Origin of the sequence: Micromonospora trifolii (assembly GCF_050516465.1) — a bacterium.
In the GTDB taxonomy this organism is placed as follows: domain Bacteria; phylum Actinomycetota; class Actinomycetes; order Mycobacteriales; family Micromonosporaceae; genus Micromonospora; species Micromonospora trifolii.
Genome location: NZ_CP191526.1, coordinates 1,323,151 through 1,339,103 on the forward strand (window position 1 = coordinate 1,323,151; position 15,953 = coordinate 1,339,103).

Genomic DNA, 15,953 nt, shown 5'->3' on the forward strand with positions numbered 1-15,953 from the left:
CGCCCTGGTTCGTACCCGGCCGGTGGTGACCGTCGGTGGCTGAGTTGACGCGTGGTGTGCGGATCGGTGTGGATGTCGGTCAGGTGCGGGTGGGCGTGTCCCGCTCGGATCCGGACGGGATCTTGGCAACGCCGCTGGTCACCCTGGCTCGCGACCTCACTGCGGCGCCGGACGCGGTGCCGAGCGACCTCGCCGAGCTGGCCGCGTTGGTGGCCGAGCACGAGGCCGTCGGGGTTGTCGTCGGTCTTCCGGTCAATCTCGCCGGCAAGCACGGTCCTGCGGCCGTCCATGTGAAGGCGTACGCTGACCGACTGGTCGATGTGATAGCGCCTGTCCCGGTAACGCTCACTGACGAGAGGATGTCGACCGTGGTCGCTTCTCGTAGGCTTGCCGAGCGTGGCGTCCGAGGTAAACGTCAACGTGCGGTTGTCGATCAGGCGGCCGCGGTGGAGATCCTGCAGAGCTGGCTGGACGCGCAGCGGAGGCGGACGTAATGATCGACGATCTGGACCTTGGGTTCGACGAGCCGGAGCGGGGGGAGAAGGGTCGGCACCGGCGCGGCTTCCGCAAGCGAAAGGGCGGGTCCGGCGGCGGCCGGGGCAAGACCTTCCTGGCTCTGCTGATGGCCCTGCTCCTGTTGGGCGGCATCGGCGGCGGCGCGTTCTACGGCTTCGACCGCATCCAGAACTACTTCGTCACCCCCGACTACGACGGCGGCGGGGCCGGTGAGATCACCGTCGAGATCAAGAGCGGCGCGCTGCTCGCCGACATGGCCGACGCCCTGGTGGCGGCCGACGTGGTGAAGAGCCAGAAGGCTTTCATCGAAGCGGCCGAGGCCAACTCGCGCAGCAAGAACATCCAGCCGGGCACGTACAAGCTGCGCAAGCAGATGAGCGGCGCGAGCGCCGTGACGGCGATGCTCGACCTGAAGAACAAGATCGTCAACGGGCTGACCATCCCCGAGGGCCGCACGAGCTTCAACATCTACAAGCTGCTCTCCGAGAAGACCAAGATCCCGGTCAAGGACTTCCAGGCCGCCGCGAAGGACCCGGAGGGGCTCGGCGTCCCGGACTGGTGGTTCAAGCGCGCCGACGGCAAGAAGGTCGTCAAGTCCGTCGAAGGCTTCCTCTTCCCGGACACGTACGAGATCCCGCCGAAGTCCACGGCCGAGAGCATCCTCAAGCTGATGGTGAACCGCTTCCTCTCGGTGACCGGGGAGATGAAGTTCGCCGACCGGGTGCAGGAGGAACGCAAGGTCAGCCCGTACGAGGCGCTGATCGTGGCGTCGCTGGCCCAGGCCGAGGCCGGCAACAAGGACGACCTGGGCAAGGTCGCTCGGGTGGCCTACAACCGTGTGTACGGCGAGTTCCCGTGCAATTGCCTGGAGATGGACGTCACTGTCAACTACTACCTGGAGTCGATCGGCAAGCCGACCAAGTCGTCCAAGCAGATGACCGCAGCGGAGCTGGACGACCCGAAGAACCCGTACAACCGCAAGCTGCCCGGCATGATCCCCACCCCGATCAACAACCCGGGCAAGCAGGCCCTGGAAGGGGCGATGGACACGCCGACCGGCAAGTGGCTCTACTTCGTGGCCATCGACAAGGAGGGCCACTCGGAGTTCGCCGAGACGTACGAGCAGCACAAGCGCAACGAGAACAAGGCCAAGGAGGCCGGCATCATCTGACCGGTTGGGTCGCGTTGGACTGCCACCCGGCCGCGGTCACTGGCTCGTGCAGGGTGACACCTGTGTGAAAGGTAGCGCTCCCTCGCTCAAGCGCGAACGAGCTCCTAAGTACATGACAAATCGCACCCCTTGCGCTGACGGATGTCCGTCAAGGTGCGCAAGGGGTGCGAGGGTGACGTCAGTATCTGTGACAGCTAAGGTTCTCTAGTCGGCAGTGCCTCAGTGGCAGGTGTTCGAAACCCATCGGTGTGAACGAAGATAGACGCCGAGTCCCGTCCAGTTGCCACCATTCTGCCCAAGACAGCCCCAGAGGCTGCCGTAACCAGAGTTTCTATAGAGCGCGACCGCCGCGTAGCTAGAGCTGGTTCCACGGTTCAACATGGATTTCACGGGCTTGGTGGCTGACCAGGAGCATGTGACGGGGGTCGAGCGCCAGTCACTGTCGCTGTTGGCCCAATTGCAGCGCGAGCCCGTCCCATCATCGTTGGACCAGATGCACAAGTCGCCGACCGGGCAGTCCCAGGCGGCGGCGGCCGTAACCGTAATTTCCATGCCCGCGGGTTCAGCCTTTGCCATGCTGGGCGAGCCGGGAATCAGAAGTGCTATGGCGACACATAAGGCGGTTATCATTCGCCGCTTGAGAGTCATGTTGCCCCTTCTGCCGAGATGAGCAGCGCATTGTTTAGGGACAGCGGTTTGTGCCGCAGCCCCTCGGTTGGCCGACCGTGCTACAAATTTACCGATATCATTGACGTGGATCAAGGGTTGCGATCCTCCTGGACTTGATATATGCGGGATGATGGCAGAGGTGGTTGCAGCCTCTCTTTAGGGTCGCAGGTGGGCCGAGATTGCCACCTCTCTCAACGGCGTTGGGTCGCCGCCGCGGAAGTGGCGCTGCTTCGTGGCGGCGAGGGCGACCACAAATTCGGCCGTACCGTCCCGGAGTGGCCTCTCCTCGCATCGAGAAGCGTCGAATGGCAGCCCGATCGTCCAAGGTGGCTGCGTTTCGTTTCTCTGGTGTCCAGGCCGGGATGCTGGGTAGGGTCGATTCCTACGTGCGTCGGGGAGCGGGGAGATGGTGTCGACCGTGGCGAGGGCAATCGGCGGTGATCGTGTCGACCCGTAGGGCCGCGGTGCTGGGCAAGCCGATCGCCCACTCCCTCTCCCCGGTGATCCACACTGCGGGTTACGTCGCCGCCGGGCTGACCGGGTGGTCGTACACCCGGATCGAGTGCGCGGCGGCGGAGCTGCCGGATCTGGTCGCCGGCCTGGGCCCGGAGTGGGCCGGGTTGTCGGTGACCATGCCGGGCAAGGAGGCGGCGCTCGCCGTGGCCGACGCCGCGTCGCCGGTCGCCGCCGCCGTCGGGGCCGCCAACACGTTGGTACGCCGTCTCGACGGCTCCTGGTACGCGGACAACACCGACGTCGCCGGCATGGTGCGGGTGCTCACCGACGCCGGTGTGACCGCCGGTGCCGCCGTGACGGTGCTCGGCGCCGGCGGGACGGCCCGCGCCGCGCTCGCGGCCGCCGCGCAGCTCGCCTGCTCGTCAGTGACGGTGGTGGCCCGCCGACCCGAGGCGGTCGACGAGTTGCGTCCGGTGGCCGGCGCGCTGGGTGTCGCGCTGACGTCCGCCCCATGGGCCGATGCGCCCCGGCAACTCTCCACCGTCGACGTGGTCGTCTCCACGGTGCCGAAGGGGGTCGCCGACCCGCTGGCCGGCGCGGTGACCTGGCAGCCGGGCGCGGTGTTCTTCGACGCGCTCTACGACCCGTGGCCGACGCCGTTGGCGACGGCCGCCGACGCGGCCGGTTGCCGGATCGTCTCCGGTCTGGACCTGCTGCTGGCCCAGGCGGTCGGGCAGTTCGAGCAGTTCACCGGCGTGACCGCGCCGAGGGCGGCGATGGCCGCCGCGCTGGCTGCCGCTCGCGCCGGCTGACCGACCGAACGGACGGTCCGGACAGATGGACCCGACGCGGTTGCCGGTAGCCGCGACAGGCTCCGGAAGCGGCTTCCAACGCGTCCCGTTGACTCCGCGCGTGCTCCCCGGGCAAGGTGTGTGGCGGGCTTCGGTCGCACCTGCGGCCAGAGCCCTCTGATTTCCCCGAGGCGGTTTCTTAGCTGACGGTTAAGACGCGCTTACGGAAAACTGTCCTACCCGCGACGTGCCCTGGTCATCGATACGCTGCTCACCGTTACGGCCGCAGACACAGGGAGTTTCCTTGACCAGGCACGGACTGCACCGCATCACCCGGCTCCGCAACAGCCCGCGACGCAAGGCGATCGCCATCGGCGTTGTCGGTGGTTCGGTGGTGGCCGGCATCGTGGCGACCATGATGCCGCTGCTGGCCAGTGACGACCTGTCGATCCGGGCGGCGGCCGACACCACCGCCACCGCGGTGTCGCAGGACGGCGACAACGCGGCCAAGTCGACGCTGGCCACCTGCGCCACGCGCTGCGACGGCAACCCGCGCGGTGGCCGCGAGGCGGTCATCGAGTTCGCGGTGACCACGGTGCCGGCCAGCGCGGTCAACATCCGGGCGACGCTGCGGGTGCACGCCTGGCAGCAGTTCGCCGCCACGGTGACGGCGCACGCGTCGCCGTTGAGCGCCCGCGAGTCGCGGCCTCCTGTGACGTCGGCCGGCGCCGCACTGGACAGCGTGACCGCTGTGTCCAAGGGCTTCAACGAGTGGGACGTCTCCAAGCTGGTCACCGGCAACGGCACCTGGACGGTCTCGTTGGCGCAGAGCGGCCTGGAGAGCCGGATCTACTGGGCGTCGGTCGAGAACCGCAACCCGGACCTGCGTCCCAGCCTGGTGATCAGCTACGACCTCGGGACCCCGCCGACGGTGGCGCCAACCCGGCCGGCACCGCCGCCGTCGCCGAGCGGATCGCCGACCACCGCCGCGCCGAAGCCGTCGCCGACGATCGCCCCGACCCGGACGGCGACCCCGAGCGCCAGCGGCACCCTCCCGTCCGGCAAGTGTGGGTCCGTCTCGGACAAGCTCGTTCCGTCCTGTGGCGCCTGGTGGGGCATGTACACGCCCACCGCCGCGGCCGGCGGCTGGAACCACGGCAAGGCCGTCGCGGACGTGGAGGCGCAGGTGGGGCGCAAGTTCGACATTGTGCACCGCTACCACGACTTCTCCAACGCCGGCAGCAACGGCGCCTTCCCCGACGTGTACGAGCAGCAGCAGATGCGAGAGGGCCGGCTGATGTTCTTCGCCTGGGAGTCCCGTGACTTCTCCGCCGGCACCACCCTCAAGTGGTCGGATGTCTACAGCGGCCGGCACGACAAGACCATCGACGAAGTCGCGGGCCGGATCCGCGCCGCCGGTGTGCCGGTCTTCATGGGCTTCGACCATGAGCCGGAGGACGAGCCGGCCAAGGGCAGCGACGCCGACTTCGTCCGGGCCTGGCGCTACGTCCACGATCGGTTCGCCAGCGCCGGCGCGACAAACGCGGTCTGGGTCTGGACGATGATGGGCTGGTCCGGGCACCACTCCCGGTACGCCGGCCTGTACCCCGGTGACCAGTACGTCGACTGGGTGGCCTACGACCCGTACAACTTCCACGTCTGCAATGGCAGCACTGTGTGGAAGAGCCCGAAAACGACAATTGGCGATTTCTACCGCTGGTTGGACGACAACGGCATCGGCGCCAATAAGCCCCGCATGCTCGCCGAGTTCGGCACCAACTTCAACTCGGCCGACCTGGGTGCCAAGCAGCGCTGGTTCCAGGAGTTCCCGGCGGCGCTGAAGGCGCACCCGAAGATCAAGGCGGCGATCTACTTCAACTCGGCTGGTATGACCAGCCGCACGTCGACCTGCGACATGACGATGAATCACGACTCCTCGGCGGTGGCCGGCTTCGCGCAGGCGGGCCAGGACCCTTACCTGCGGCAGCCGACCGGGGGGAGTCGCTGACGACCGCCGGAGTGGCGACGATTCTTCATCCCAGATGCTGCCGGCCGAAATTCGCCACTGTCGTAACTGTGACTCGAACCCAATGGTGAAGTTCGGTCGATGGCGCGGCCCCGAAGATTGCCGAGATCAGAACGGAGGGTTGACGGGGAGCAGACAGAACGGCGGCTTTCGCGGAGCGTCCCAGTCCCCTAACGTGTCACCTCGAACGCCATGCGGTGGTGCCAGCGGATCCTGAACGGGGTCGGTGCTCGGTGCCCGGGTGAAGGGGGACCGATGACGTCGGCGAACATCAGGGGGCTGTGCGCCACGGACGTGGCGGGCCCAGCCGTCGGTCGACCGGACGGCGGTGTCCGGCTGTGGCCCTGATCTATGCTCTTGGGGCGTTGTCGGTGCTGGTACCGATGTTGCTGGTGCCGGTGGTGGCGACCCGTTGGGTGCCGGCCGTGCGGGCCAGCCGGATGGCCGACCGACTGTGGGTCGCGGTGGCCGGGCTCACCGAGGCTTTCGGCCGGCTGGGGGCCGCCCTGGTCGTCCTGCTCGCCGGGTGCGCGGCGGTGGTGGCGATCTGCTGGCCTCTCGGCGAATTGCTGTCCAAATTGGAACCCTCCGTCGACCACGCGGTCTTCGACTACGTGCACGCCCGTCGTGTCGACACGTGGGCCGACATCAACTCGTTCATCACCGCGATCGGGGACCGTTACCCGCTCAAGTGGGTGACGGTGGTCGCGGCGATCGGCTTCGCCATCGCCTGGCGACGCCGCCGATGGTGGATTCCGCTGGTCGCGATGCCGTTGCAGTTCGTCGTCGAGCAGTACACCCAGCAGATCCTGGCGCTGACCGTCAACCGCGGCCACCCGCCCACCGACCTGGGAACCTACCCCTCCGGCGGTTGCGCCCGGGTCATGCTCACCTTTGGCATCATCGCGGTGTTGGCGGGGTTGACCTGGAACATCCCGAGACGCGGCCGGATCGCCATGGCGACGGCGTTGACCGTGTTGGTCTCCGTGGAGGGCTACACCCGGATCTACGCCGAGCGGCACTGGTTCACCGACGTGATCGGTGGTTGGATCTTCGCCGTCCTGCTGCTCGGTGTGATGGTGCTGACCCTGCTGGTGGCCGAGAGTCGGGTGCGTCCGCCGGTTCGGTCCGCGGACGAGACTCCCGTCGCGGTGACCAGCACCACCTGATCGGTTTCCGCATCGCAGTTCGACAGCGGTACGCCGAGGTGGTCTGACACCTGATACAAAAGCCGTCCATCGTCGCCGCGTGGGGCTGGCGACAGCCCACTCGGCGGATATCGCAAAATATGATCGGCGAGGCACGCTACGCGGGTTCTCGTCCAACTTGGAGGCGCAGCGTGCCCAAAGTTCCGCTCTCTCGGTCGTCTGCCGGATTCCGTGTCCGCGTGGCCGCGATCGGTCTGATGACCGTCGCCGCGGTGTTGATTGCTCCCTCCGCCACCTCGGCCGCCGTGGTGCCGGCCCCGGAGACGGCGACCCTGGTGTCGACCAATCCCGCCGACAACACCCCGCACGGCCGCGACGGTGAGACCCGTGCCTTCGCCCAGGTCGGCTCGCAGGTGTATGTGGGAGGCAGCTTCACCCAGATCCGGCAGAATGCCAGCGCCGCCTGGGTCACTCGGAGTTACCTGTTCGCGTACGACCGGACCACCGGAACCATCTCGACCACGTTCCTGCCGGTTCTCGACGGCCCGGTCAACTCCCTGATCGCCGGCCCGAATGGCACCCTCATCGTCGGCGGCGGGTTCAAGAACGTCAATGGCGTGGCCCGGTTGAACCTGGTGGCCCTGGACCCCGCGACCGGCGCGACCATCGGCAGCTGGGCCGGTCGGTCGGACGGCGGCATGATTCGGGACATGGTGCTGCGCGACAACTGGCTCTACGTCGCCGGCGCCTTCAACTGGTTGAACGGCACCTCGCACTCGGGACTTGGTCGACTTAACGCCACCACCGGCGCGATCGATCCGACCTTCAACATCAACGCCACCGTCGGGCGGCACGGCACCGGCTCGTACGGCTGGACGATCGATGTCACCCCGGACGGGCAGACGATGATCGCCGGTGGGAACTTCACCCTGGTGAACGGGCTGTCCCGTAACCAGATGGCGATGATCGACCTGTCGGGCACGCCGACGGTGCTGGACTGGAGCACCGAGAAGTTCGTCGCGCCGTGCGCCGCGCCGGAGACCTTCGTGCACTACGTGCAGGACCTGAAGTTCGGCGCGGACGGCAGCTGGTTCGTCGTCGGCACCAACGGCGGCGCCGGCTGGCCGGCGGCCTACTGCGACGCACTGATCAGGTTCGAGACCGCGGACCGGGGCAGCGGCAAGCTGGGCACCTGGGTCGACTACACCGGTAACGACACCATCACCTCGGTGGAGGTGGCGGACAACGTCATCTACCTGGGCGGCCACTTCCGGTGGCTGAACAACCCGAATGCCAGCGACGCGGCCGGCAACGGCGCGATCGATCGGCTCGGCGTCGCCGCGGTCACCCCGGCGACCGGTCTGCCGGTCGCCTGGAACCCCGGCCGTCGCGGCAGCGCGTCCATGCCCGCCGGCACCAGCAACTGGGGCTCGCAGGTCCCGGTGCTCTGGCGGGGCAGCGACGGGCTCTACTTCGGGCACAACTCCGACGGGATGGGCAGCGAGTATCACGGCCGGCTCGGCATGTTCCCGCTTGCCGGCGGTCGCACCTTCGCCCCGAAGAACCCGCCGACCGCGGCCACCGGCAACCTGTACCTCGGCACCGGTGAGGGCCAGCTGGCCAAAGCCACGTTCAACGGTTCGGCGGTCGGTGCCCCCACCACTGTCAGTCAGCCCAACTACACAAACGCCGGGGCGACCTGGCGGGTGAGTGACCGCATCTACTGGGCGCACACGGTGGCCGGTACTCCCACCGGCAGTCGGCTCGACATCTCGATGTTCAACGGTGGTGCCATCGGTGTCCCGTGGGAGTCGTCCGGGTTCAACGACTGGTTCAACGCGGCGAGCTTGACCGGCGCGTTCTACCTCAACGGTCGGCTCTACTACACCCGCAGCGGCGCGAACGCGCTCTACTACCGTTACTTCGAGATCGACGGCAACTATCTCGGCGCCACCGAGTTCGCTCTGCCGACGAGCGGAGTCACCTGGTCGTCGGTGCGAGGCATAGCCTGGGTCAACGGCCGGATCGTGTACGGCGCGACCGACGGTACGCTACGGAGCGTGTCGTTCGATCCCACCGCTGACCTGGTCGTCGACGGTGCGACAAGCACGGTGATCGCACCGGCGAGCGGTGACCTGACCTGGTCCACGCCGCGGATGTTCTTCTCCGTGCAGTGACGACGGGCCCTGTCGTCACGGAGAATCGATAGCTCACCATCGGGCCGGCGGCGGACCACGTCGTCGGCCCGAAGCGTCAACGGAGACGTAGGCACCTGTCGCGGCAGGCGTCGTCACGTCCAGGCAACTCACAACAGACGGTGAAGTTTCATGGCTGATGCACCTCCCGGTTCCTGGTCCGCCGACGCACTCGGCGGTGGAGGCACGCCGGCCCGGACAGTCACACTGATGGACCTGCTCCGCGTCCCTCTGCACCGGATCCGGCTGGTGGGGGCGGTCGCCGCCTTCGGTCTACTCGCCGCCCTCGGGTACGTCCTGGTCATGCCGAGCGCCTTCACCGCGAGCGCCGTGGTGGCGGTCCGTCCGGTCGTCACCGACGCGTTCACCCCGAGCGGCGCCGCCGCCGACCGAGCGGTGAACATGAACGTGGAGAGCGGCATCGCCACCGGGACGGAGGTGGTGCAGCGGCTGGCCGACGAGGGCGGGGACCCGCGCGACGTGCGGGACGCCCTCGAGGTGGAGGTGCCGACCGGCGGTCAGATCCTGCGCTTCTCCTACACCGGTCGCTCCGCCAACGAGGCGGTGAACAACGCCAATCTCGCCGCCCAGACCTACCTCGACGTACGCCGGATGATGTACGAGAAGCAGCGGGCCGAGATGCTGAAGCGGTACGACGAGACCGTCGCGGAGGTGGAGCGGCAGCAGGATCTGTTGCAGCGGCGAATCGCCAGCGCCCGGGACGGTTCGTTGGACGCCGGCATCGCCGAACTGGGCGGTATCAACAATCAGCTGACCCAGTTGAAGTCGTCGCGTACCGAGATCGCGGCCGTCGACGTCAATCCGGGTTGGATCACGCAGAGCGCGGAGAAAGTTCTGGTCTCCTCCGGCGGACACCTCCTGCTCTACGTTCTGGCCGGGTTGCTCGGCGGCGTACTGCTGGGGGTGGTGCTGGCGTACGCCTGGGAGTCCGCGGACCGCCGGGTCCGCTCGGTTCACGACGGACGCGATGTCACCGGCCTGCCGCTGCTCGGTACGGTGCGTGGCCGGCGAGTTCGCGGCCGAAGAAAGGCGGTGGACGCCGACATCCGGTACGCGGCGATGGCCATCGCCGAGCGGGTCCGTGAACCGGCCCGGGTGGCTTTGCTGACCACTCGCGAGGACCAGACCGCCGTCACCGCCGGTCTGGCGGTGGCGCTCGCCGCGACCGGCCGGGACGTCTACGTGGCCGACGACAGTGGGCGCCTTGAGCGGCTTCGTGCCGCGGTGCTGGCGGACCGTGAGCAACTGCCCGCGACGGCCAACCCGGCACGCCCAATCGTCCCGAAGCCCCGAGGTGCCGATTCGGTCAGCGGCACCGACGCCGCCGAGCCGATCCCGGCCCGGCGTCCTTCTCCGTACCCGGTCGGCAGTTACCCGTCGGCAGACCCGGACGCCACCATGACCCTGCCGCGAACGAGCCTGAGCGCGGCCTCGAGCGACATGAACATGGTCGCGAACAGCGCGGAGAAGGTGCCGGTGGGCGCCGGCGGGGTGCGTTTCGGCACGTGGCGCCAGCGCACCGCCACCGGCGTCGTGCTTTTCAACGCGCCCCCCTCCGAGGCCGACGAGCGTGGCGTCGCCGCGGCTCGTCAGGGCACCGCGGTCGTGGTGGTGGAACAGGACCGGACCCGGCAGATCGATTTGCGTCGGCTCACCGAGCGGCTGATCGCGGCCGGCGTTACCCCGCTGGGCTTCGTTCTCACCCGCAGCGGACGGGGCTGACGGTGTCCGTCGCTGTTGCCCTGGCCAGCAGCGAGCCGGACAGGCGCGGACCGTCGGCCGTCTCCGCGCCGCCACCACCTCGGCTGCCCCGCTGGCCGCTGCTGATCATGTTCGGTCTGGTTCCGCTGTGGTGGCTGGCCGGTGCGTTCTACCTGATCTGGCCGCTGTTCGGCGCGGTGCTGCTGGCGTTGCTGATCGTCCGGGGGCGGGTGCCGCTGCCGCCGGCCAGCGGCACCTGGCTGCTGTTTCTCGCCCTCGTGGTGCTCAGCGCCACCCAACTGCCCTCGCCGGTCTCGCTCATACCGTTCGGCCTGCGGCTGGGCTACTACGTCACCGCGCTCGTCCTCGGCGTCTACGTGTACGTGTACGTGCGCGAGCGGGCCGACGTGGCCGCCGCGCTGGTCCCGATGTGCGCGTTCTGGTTCGGCCTGGTCGCGCTGGGGTGGCTGGGTGTGCTGGCGCCGCGCTTCGCGCTGACCACTCCGGTGGAGATGCTGCTGCCCGGGGGTGTGGCCGGCCACCCGTACATGCAGGACCTGGTGCACAGCACCGCCAGCGAGTACAGCAAGGTGGCGCTCACCCCGATCTATCGGCCGGCGGCGCCCTTTCCCTACACCAACAACTATGGCAGCGCGTGGGCGATGACGTTGCCCTGCGTGGTGGCGTTCACCATGTTGCGCCGACGCGGGATCCTGCGCTGGGCGCTGCTGGTGTCGCTGCCGTTGTCGCTGGTGCCGGCCTTCCTCACCCTGAACCGGACCATGTTCGCGAGCCTGGGCGTGGGCCTGGCCGTGCTCGGGGTGCGGGCCGCGGTGCGCGGGAACGTCCGGGTGGGCGCGTCGGTCGTCGGGGTTCTGGTCATCGGCGGGCTGACCAGCCTGCTGATCCCGGTGGCCGAGTTGATCAACAATCGGGTCGAGTCGACCGACACGAACACGGATCGGTTCTCCCTCTACGCCGAGGTCCTCCGTCGCATCGCGGACTCACCGTGGCTCGGGTACGGCGCTCCCGTCACAGTGGACACGGTCACGGCAGAGGTGCCGGTGGGCACCCAGGGGCAGCTCTGGACGGTGTTGTTCAGTCACGGGATACCGGCGTTGCTCCTGTTCCTCGCCTGGTTCGTGATCGTCACGCTGAAGAGTGCCAGGGCCCGTTCGGCGCCCGGGCAGTGGCTGGCGGTGGTCCCGGTGATCTGCCTGGTGCAGATCCCGTTCTACGGCATGGCCGACCCCACCATCACCATCGCGTACTTCGGGATCGCCGCCGCGATGGCGCTCGCCGAGCGGGAGGCGGGAACCAGTCCAAAGCACCCCGTCCGCGGCCCGAAGGCGTTGGCGGCATGACCACCGGGACCCGCGCCACCGTAGGCACCGGTGCCGACGGTACGGCGGAGGTGCGGCGCAGCGCCCGTACCGGCCTGGCGGGGCTTGCCGGGGCCGCGACCAACGGGCTCTTCGGTTTCCTGCTCGCGGTGGTGATCACCCGCAGCTACGGCACCGTCGGCTCGGGCGCGTTCTTCGCGGCGATCGGGGTTGTCACGGTGACCGCCGCCGTCTGCACCCTGGGTGCGGAGACCGGGCTCATCTGGACGCTGCCCCGGCGGCGTGTCGGCCGAGGAGGCGACGCGGCACGGGTGCTCCCGGTGGCGCTGCTGCCTCCGCTGGTGGCCGCCGCCGTCGTCGCCGTCGGCGGGGTGTTCGCCGCCGGCGCACTCGCACCCCACCTCCTGGATGGGCGCAGCGGCACCGACACGACCCTGCTCGCTGTCAGCTTCGCCGCGGTGCCGGTGGTGGTGGCGATGACGCTGCTGCTGGCCGTCCTGCGCTGCGTCCGTCCGATCCGCGCGTACGTCGGGGTGCAGTCCGTCCTGGTGCCGGTGGCCCGGCCGCTGCTGGTCGCCGTGGCTGCCGTTGGCAGCGGTGGCGTGCTGGCCGGCATGATCAGTTGGGTGGTCCCGGCGGCGATCGCCGTCGTGGTCTGCCTCGTGCTGGTGACCGGCCCGCTGGGCGTCGGCCGGGGTTCGGCGTTGCGCCCCGAGCGGGCCGACTGGTCGGCGTTCTGGCGTTTCGCGCTGCCCCGCGCCGCCTCTGCCGCGATCGACGCCAGCGCCGTGTGGGTGGGCGTGCTGCTCACCTCGGTGCTCGCCGGGCAGGCCGACGCCGGCGTGTTCGGCGCGGTCGGGCGGTACATCCTGGCCGGACAACTCGCCATGCAGGGCTTGCGGGTGGCGGTGTCGCCCCAGCTCTCCCGCCTGCTCGGTGGTGGTGAGCGGGCCGCGGCCGCGGCCGTGCACCGGCAGATGACCACCTGGGCACTGGTGTTGTCGTGGCCGGTCTACCTCCTGCTCGCGGTGTTCGGGCTGGCGTTCCTGCAACTCTTCGGACCGGGCTTCACCGCAGGAGCCACCGCGATCACCGTGCTGGCCCTGGCCATGCTGGTCAACACCGGTGTGGGCAACGTCCAGACCCTGCTGCTGATGAGCGGGCGCAGTGGCCTGCACCTGGTCGCGACGGTGGCCGGGCTGGCGGTCACCGTCTCGCTCGGACTGTGGCTGATCCCGCAGTACGGGGTGACGGGTGCCGCAACGGCCTGGGCGGTCGGCATCGTCACCGAGAACCTGATCTCCTTCGTCTGCGCCCGGGTGGTGATCGGCCACCCGCTCGTCGACGCGGCGCTGGCACGGGCGGCGGCGGCGGTCGTCGTCGGGGTGGGGTTCGCGGCGCTGGCCGGAGTGTTCACCGGCGGTCGGGGGATCGCCGGCCTGGTGGTGGCGCTGATCGTGCTGGTCACCGGCTGCGTCGGCTTGTTGACGGTGCCCGGGGTACGACGGCGCATCCGGGTGACCATGAGGCAGTTCCGTAGCGGTCGGACGGCGGCGCCGGTCGCCGCCGCCGCGACGTCGACGAAGGACAGGTGAGAACGCTGTGTCGTCCATCCGAGATCGGGTGAAACAGCTCGTGCCGACCCAGGTGACGAACCGGTTGAAGGACTCCCTGGTCGACTACGGGGTACGGACCAGCGACCGTCGGGCGCTGCCGGACTTCCTCATCATCGGCACCAAGCGGGGCGGCACCACCTCGCTGTGGAACTACCTCGTCCAGCACCCGCTGGTGCCCCGACTCTTTCCGGCCTGGAACACCAAGTCGGCGCACTACTTCGAGGAGCACTGGGGTCGCGGCGAGGCGTGGTACCGCTCGCACTTCCCGACCGAACGCCAGCGCGCGGCCCTGACCAAGCGGCACGGCGGGCCGGTCCGGGTCGGCGAGGCCGCGCCGCTGTACATGTTCCACCCGCTCGCCGCGCAGCGGGTCGCGGGGCTGATGCCGGCCGTGAAGCTGATCGTGCTGCTGCGCGACCCGGTGGAGCGGGCGTACTCGCACTGGAAGGAGCGCCGCACCCACGGCATCGAGCCACTGGACTTCGCCGCCGCGCTGGCCGCCGAGCCGGAGCGTACGGCGGGGGAGCGAGAACGGTTGATCGCCGAGCCGGAGTCGTTCAGCGAGCCGTACGACTGGTACACCTACCGGGCCCGGGGGCGCTACCTGGAGCACCTGGAGCCGTGGCTGGAGCGCTTCGACTCCGACCAGATTCTCTTCCTGCCCAGCGAGGACCTCTACCGCGACGCGCGTGGCACCTACCGGCGGACCCTGGACTTCCTGGGGCTGCCGGCGTACGACCTGCCCGACTTCAAGGTCTACAACGACCGGCGCTCGGCAGCGCTGGATCCGGCCGTACGTGCCGAGCTGACCGAGTACTACCGGCCGTACAACGACGCGCTGCGCCAGCGGCTCGGGTTGGAACTCGACTGGGCGGACCGGGCGGCGTGACTGCGCAGGTCGACGCGACGGCGGATCCCCGGTCACGGACGGACGGCCTGGGCTGGGTGAGCCGGGCCGTCTTCCCCGACCGTCGGGTCGCGTTGACGGTGGGCGGCGACCCGCCGGTCGGCCATCGCGCGGTGGCCCACTACGCCGTCGTACCCTCACCGGCCCGGGCCCGGTTCCTGGTGCCGCTGGGCGCGCCCCGCGCCGCGGCCGCGTCCCTGCTGGCGTACAACGCGCTGCGACCTCCGAAGGTGCGGGCGTTGCGGGCCGCGGTCGGCGGGCTGGCCCGGTTCGGCGCGGTGGGCCTGGCCCCGTTCCCGACCCTGACAGTCTCGGTGCCCGCCGGGGTGCCCGCGGCCGAGCTGCTGCTGACCGAACGGCTCGCCGAGGCGCTCGGTGGCACCCCGCTGCTGGCCGCCTTCGGCGTCCGCCCACCGGATCCCAACCACAAGCCCACCCTGCAACTGTTCAGCGCCGACGGCCGCCCGCGCGGGTACGCCAAGATCGGCTGGAACGACGCGACCCGCGCGCTGGTCAGCGCGGAGGCGGACGCGCTGCGGGCGCTGCGGACCATTGCCGGCGCGGCCGACCATCCGGTACCACCGGGCCTGCTGGCCGAGCTGACCTGGGCCGACCAGGTGGTCGCGGTGATCGAGCCGCTACCACCGGCGGTACGCGGGGTGCCGGTCGACGACCCGCCCCGGATCGCGGCGCTGCTCGCGGTCGCCCGACGCGGCGGGCCGGGGACGCCGCTGCGACCGCTTGCCGGGTCGGCGTTCCTGGCACGCCTGACCGCGCAGGCCCGGCGCGCCGCCGCCAGCGGGGCCGCCGGTGCTCGGGCCGTCGACGCGGTCCGGGCGTTGGCCCGGCGGCACTGTGGCACCAAGGTGGAGTTCGGGCACTGGCACGGTGACTGGGTGCCGTGGAACCTGGGCGAGCACGCCGGACGGTTGGTCGCCTGGGACTGGGAGCACAGTGGCCCGGACGTGCCGGTCGGGTTCGACCTGGCGCACGACGCGTTCCAGCGGGCCCTGGTGCTGCGCGGCGATCCGGCCGCGGTGGCCGCCGGTGCCGTCGACGCGTACCTGGACCGGCACGGTGACCGGCTCGGGCTGGGCCCGGCGCAGCGTCGGTTGGTGGCCGACGGCTACCTGGTCGAGATGTGGCTGCGGACCTGGCGGCTGGCGGACGCGGGCGCGGGCTGGAACGCCGCGCTGCACCCCGCGCTGTTGGACGTCATCGAAAAACGACATAGCGGCTGATCGGGGGAAATCGCTGAGGGTGGTGCTGGGGGCGGCACCGCAGAGTGACGAGAAAGACGCAGGTCGTGACGATCGTCGATGGATTCGGGCGGCTGGTGAGACCGACCACCTCGCGTGTGAGCAGGTAAACGACCGGTCGCGCTATTCAGCGA

The 15,953-nt window shown here is 69.6% G+C and carries 12 protein-coding genes; 11 read left to right on the plus strand and 1 reads right to left on the minus strand.

The genetic code is table 11. From position 1 onward, the window contains the following. Nucleotides 1-35: 35 nt before the first annotated feature. Both ruvX and mltG read left to right on the plus strand, forming a co-directional pair. Nucleotides 36-494, plus strand: a complete 459-nt coding sequence (ruvX, locus tag ACQRWP_RS06065; RefSeq protein ID WP_112677948.1) for a Holliday junction resolvase RuvX — start codon at nucleotides 36-38, stop codon at nucleotides 492-494. Beyond that, nucleotides 494-1,687, plus strand: coding sequence for an endolytic transglycosylase MltG (gene mltG, locus ACQRWP_RS06070; protein ID WP_430501184.1), 1,194 nt, complete (start codon nucleotides 494-496; stop codon nucleotides 1,685-1,687). Before ruvX ends, mltG begins: the two co-directional genes overlap by 1 nt. Nucleotides 1,688-1,906: 219 nt before the next feature. Here mltG and ACQRWP_RS06075 read toward each other — a convergent pair whose 3' ends face one another. Next, nucleotides 1,907-2,335: a peptidase inhibitor family I36 protein gene (locus ACQRWP_RS06075; RefSeq protein ID WP_430501185.1), complete on the minus strand. Its 429-nt coding sequence runs from the start codon at nucleotides 2,333-2,335 to the stop codon at nucleotides 1,907-1,909. Between the two features lie 461 nt (nucleotides 2,336-2,796). Here ACQRWP_RS06075 and ACQRWP_RS06080 point away from each other — a divergent pair, with 461 nt between their 5' ends. The 9 genes from ACQRWP_RS06080 to ACQRWP_RS06120 all read left to right on the plus strand — a co-directional run bounded on the left by ACQRWP_RS06080 (nucleotide 2,797) and on the right by ACQRWP_RS06120 (nucleotide 15,801). Next, nucleotides 2,797-3,624 (plus strand): shikimate dehydrogenase, encoded by an 828-nt coding sequence (locus ACQRWP_RS06080; protein WP_430503137.1) that lies wholly within the window; start codon nucleotides 2,797-2,799, stop codon nucleotides 3,622-3,624. A 283-nt stretch (nucleotides 3,625-3,907) separates the two neighbouring features. Then, complete coding sequence (locus tag ACQRWP_RS06085) at nucleotides 3,908-5,611, plus strand: glycosyl hydrolase (protein WP_430501186.1); 1,704 nt, start codon at nucleotides 3,908-3,910, stop codon at nucleotides 5,609-5,611. 389 nt (nucleotides 5,612-6,000) lie between these two features. Then, nucleotides 6,001-6,798, plus strand: coding sequence for a phosphatase PAP2 family protein (locus ACQRWP_RS06090; RefSeq protein WP_430501187.1), 798 nt, complete (start codon nucleotides 6,001-6,003; stop codon nucleotides 6,796-6,798). 236 nt (nucleotides 6,799-7,034) lie between these two features. Further along, on the plus strand, nucleotides 7,035-8,954 hold the full coding sequence (locus ACQRWP_RS06095) for a hypothetical protein (RefSeq protein ID WP_430503138.1): 1,920 nt from the start codon (nucleotides 7,035-7,037) through the stop codon (nucleotides 8,952-8,954). Between the two features lie 150 nt (nucleotides 8,955-9,104). Continuing rightward, nucleotides 9,105-10,715 (plus strand): lipopolysaccharide biosynthesis protein, encoded by a 1,611-nt coding sequence (locus ACQRWP_RS06100; RefSeq protein ID WP_430501188.1) that lies wholly within the window; start codon nucleotides 9,105-9,107, stop codon nucleotides 10,713-10,715. A 2-nt stretch (nucleotides 10,716-10,717) separates the two neighbouring features. Beyond that, entirely contained in the window at nucleotides 10,718-12,058 is a 1,341-nt protein-coding gene (locus ACQRWP_RS06105; RefSeq protein ID WP_430501189.1) for an O-antigen ligase family protein, read from the plus strand. Then, entirely contained in the window at nucleotides 12,055-13,632 is a 1,578-nt protein-coding gene (locus ACQRWP_RS06110; RefSeq protein ID WP_430501190.1) for a lipopolysaccharide biosynthesis protein, read from the plus strand. The genes ACQRWP_RS06105 and ACQRWP_RS06110 overlap by 4 nt, the downstream gene beginning before the upstream one ends. Before the next feature lie 7 nt (nucleotides 13,633-13,639). Beyond that, entirely contained in the window at nucleotides 13,640-14,542 is a 903-nt protein-coding gene (locus tag ACQRWP_RS06115) for a sulfotransferase domain-containing protein (protein ID WP_430501191.1), read from the plus strand. Beyond that, on the plus strand, nucleotides 14,539-15,801 hold the full coding sequence (locus ACQRWP_RS06120; RefSeq protein ID WP_430501192.1) for a hypothetical protein: 1,263 nt from the start codon (nucleotides 14,539-14,541) through the stop codon (nucleotides 15,799-15,801). The genes ACQRWP_RS06115 and ACQRWP_RS06120 overlap by 4 nt, the downstream gene beginning before the upstream one ends. The last annotated feature ends 152 nt before the right edge of the window (nucleotides 15,802-15,953 follow it).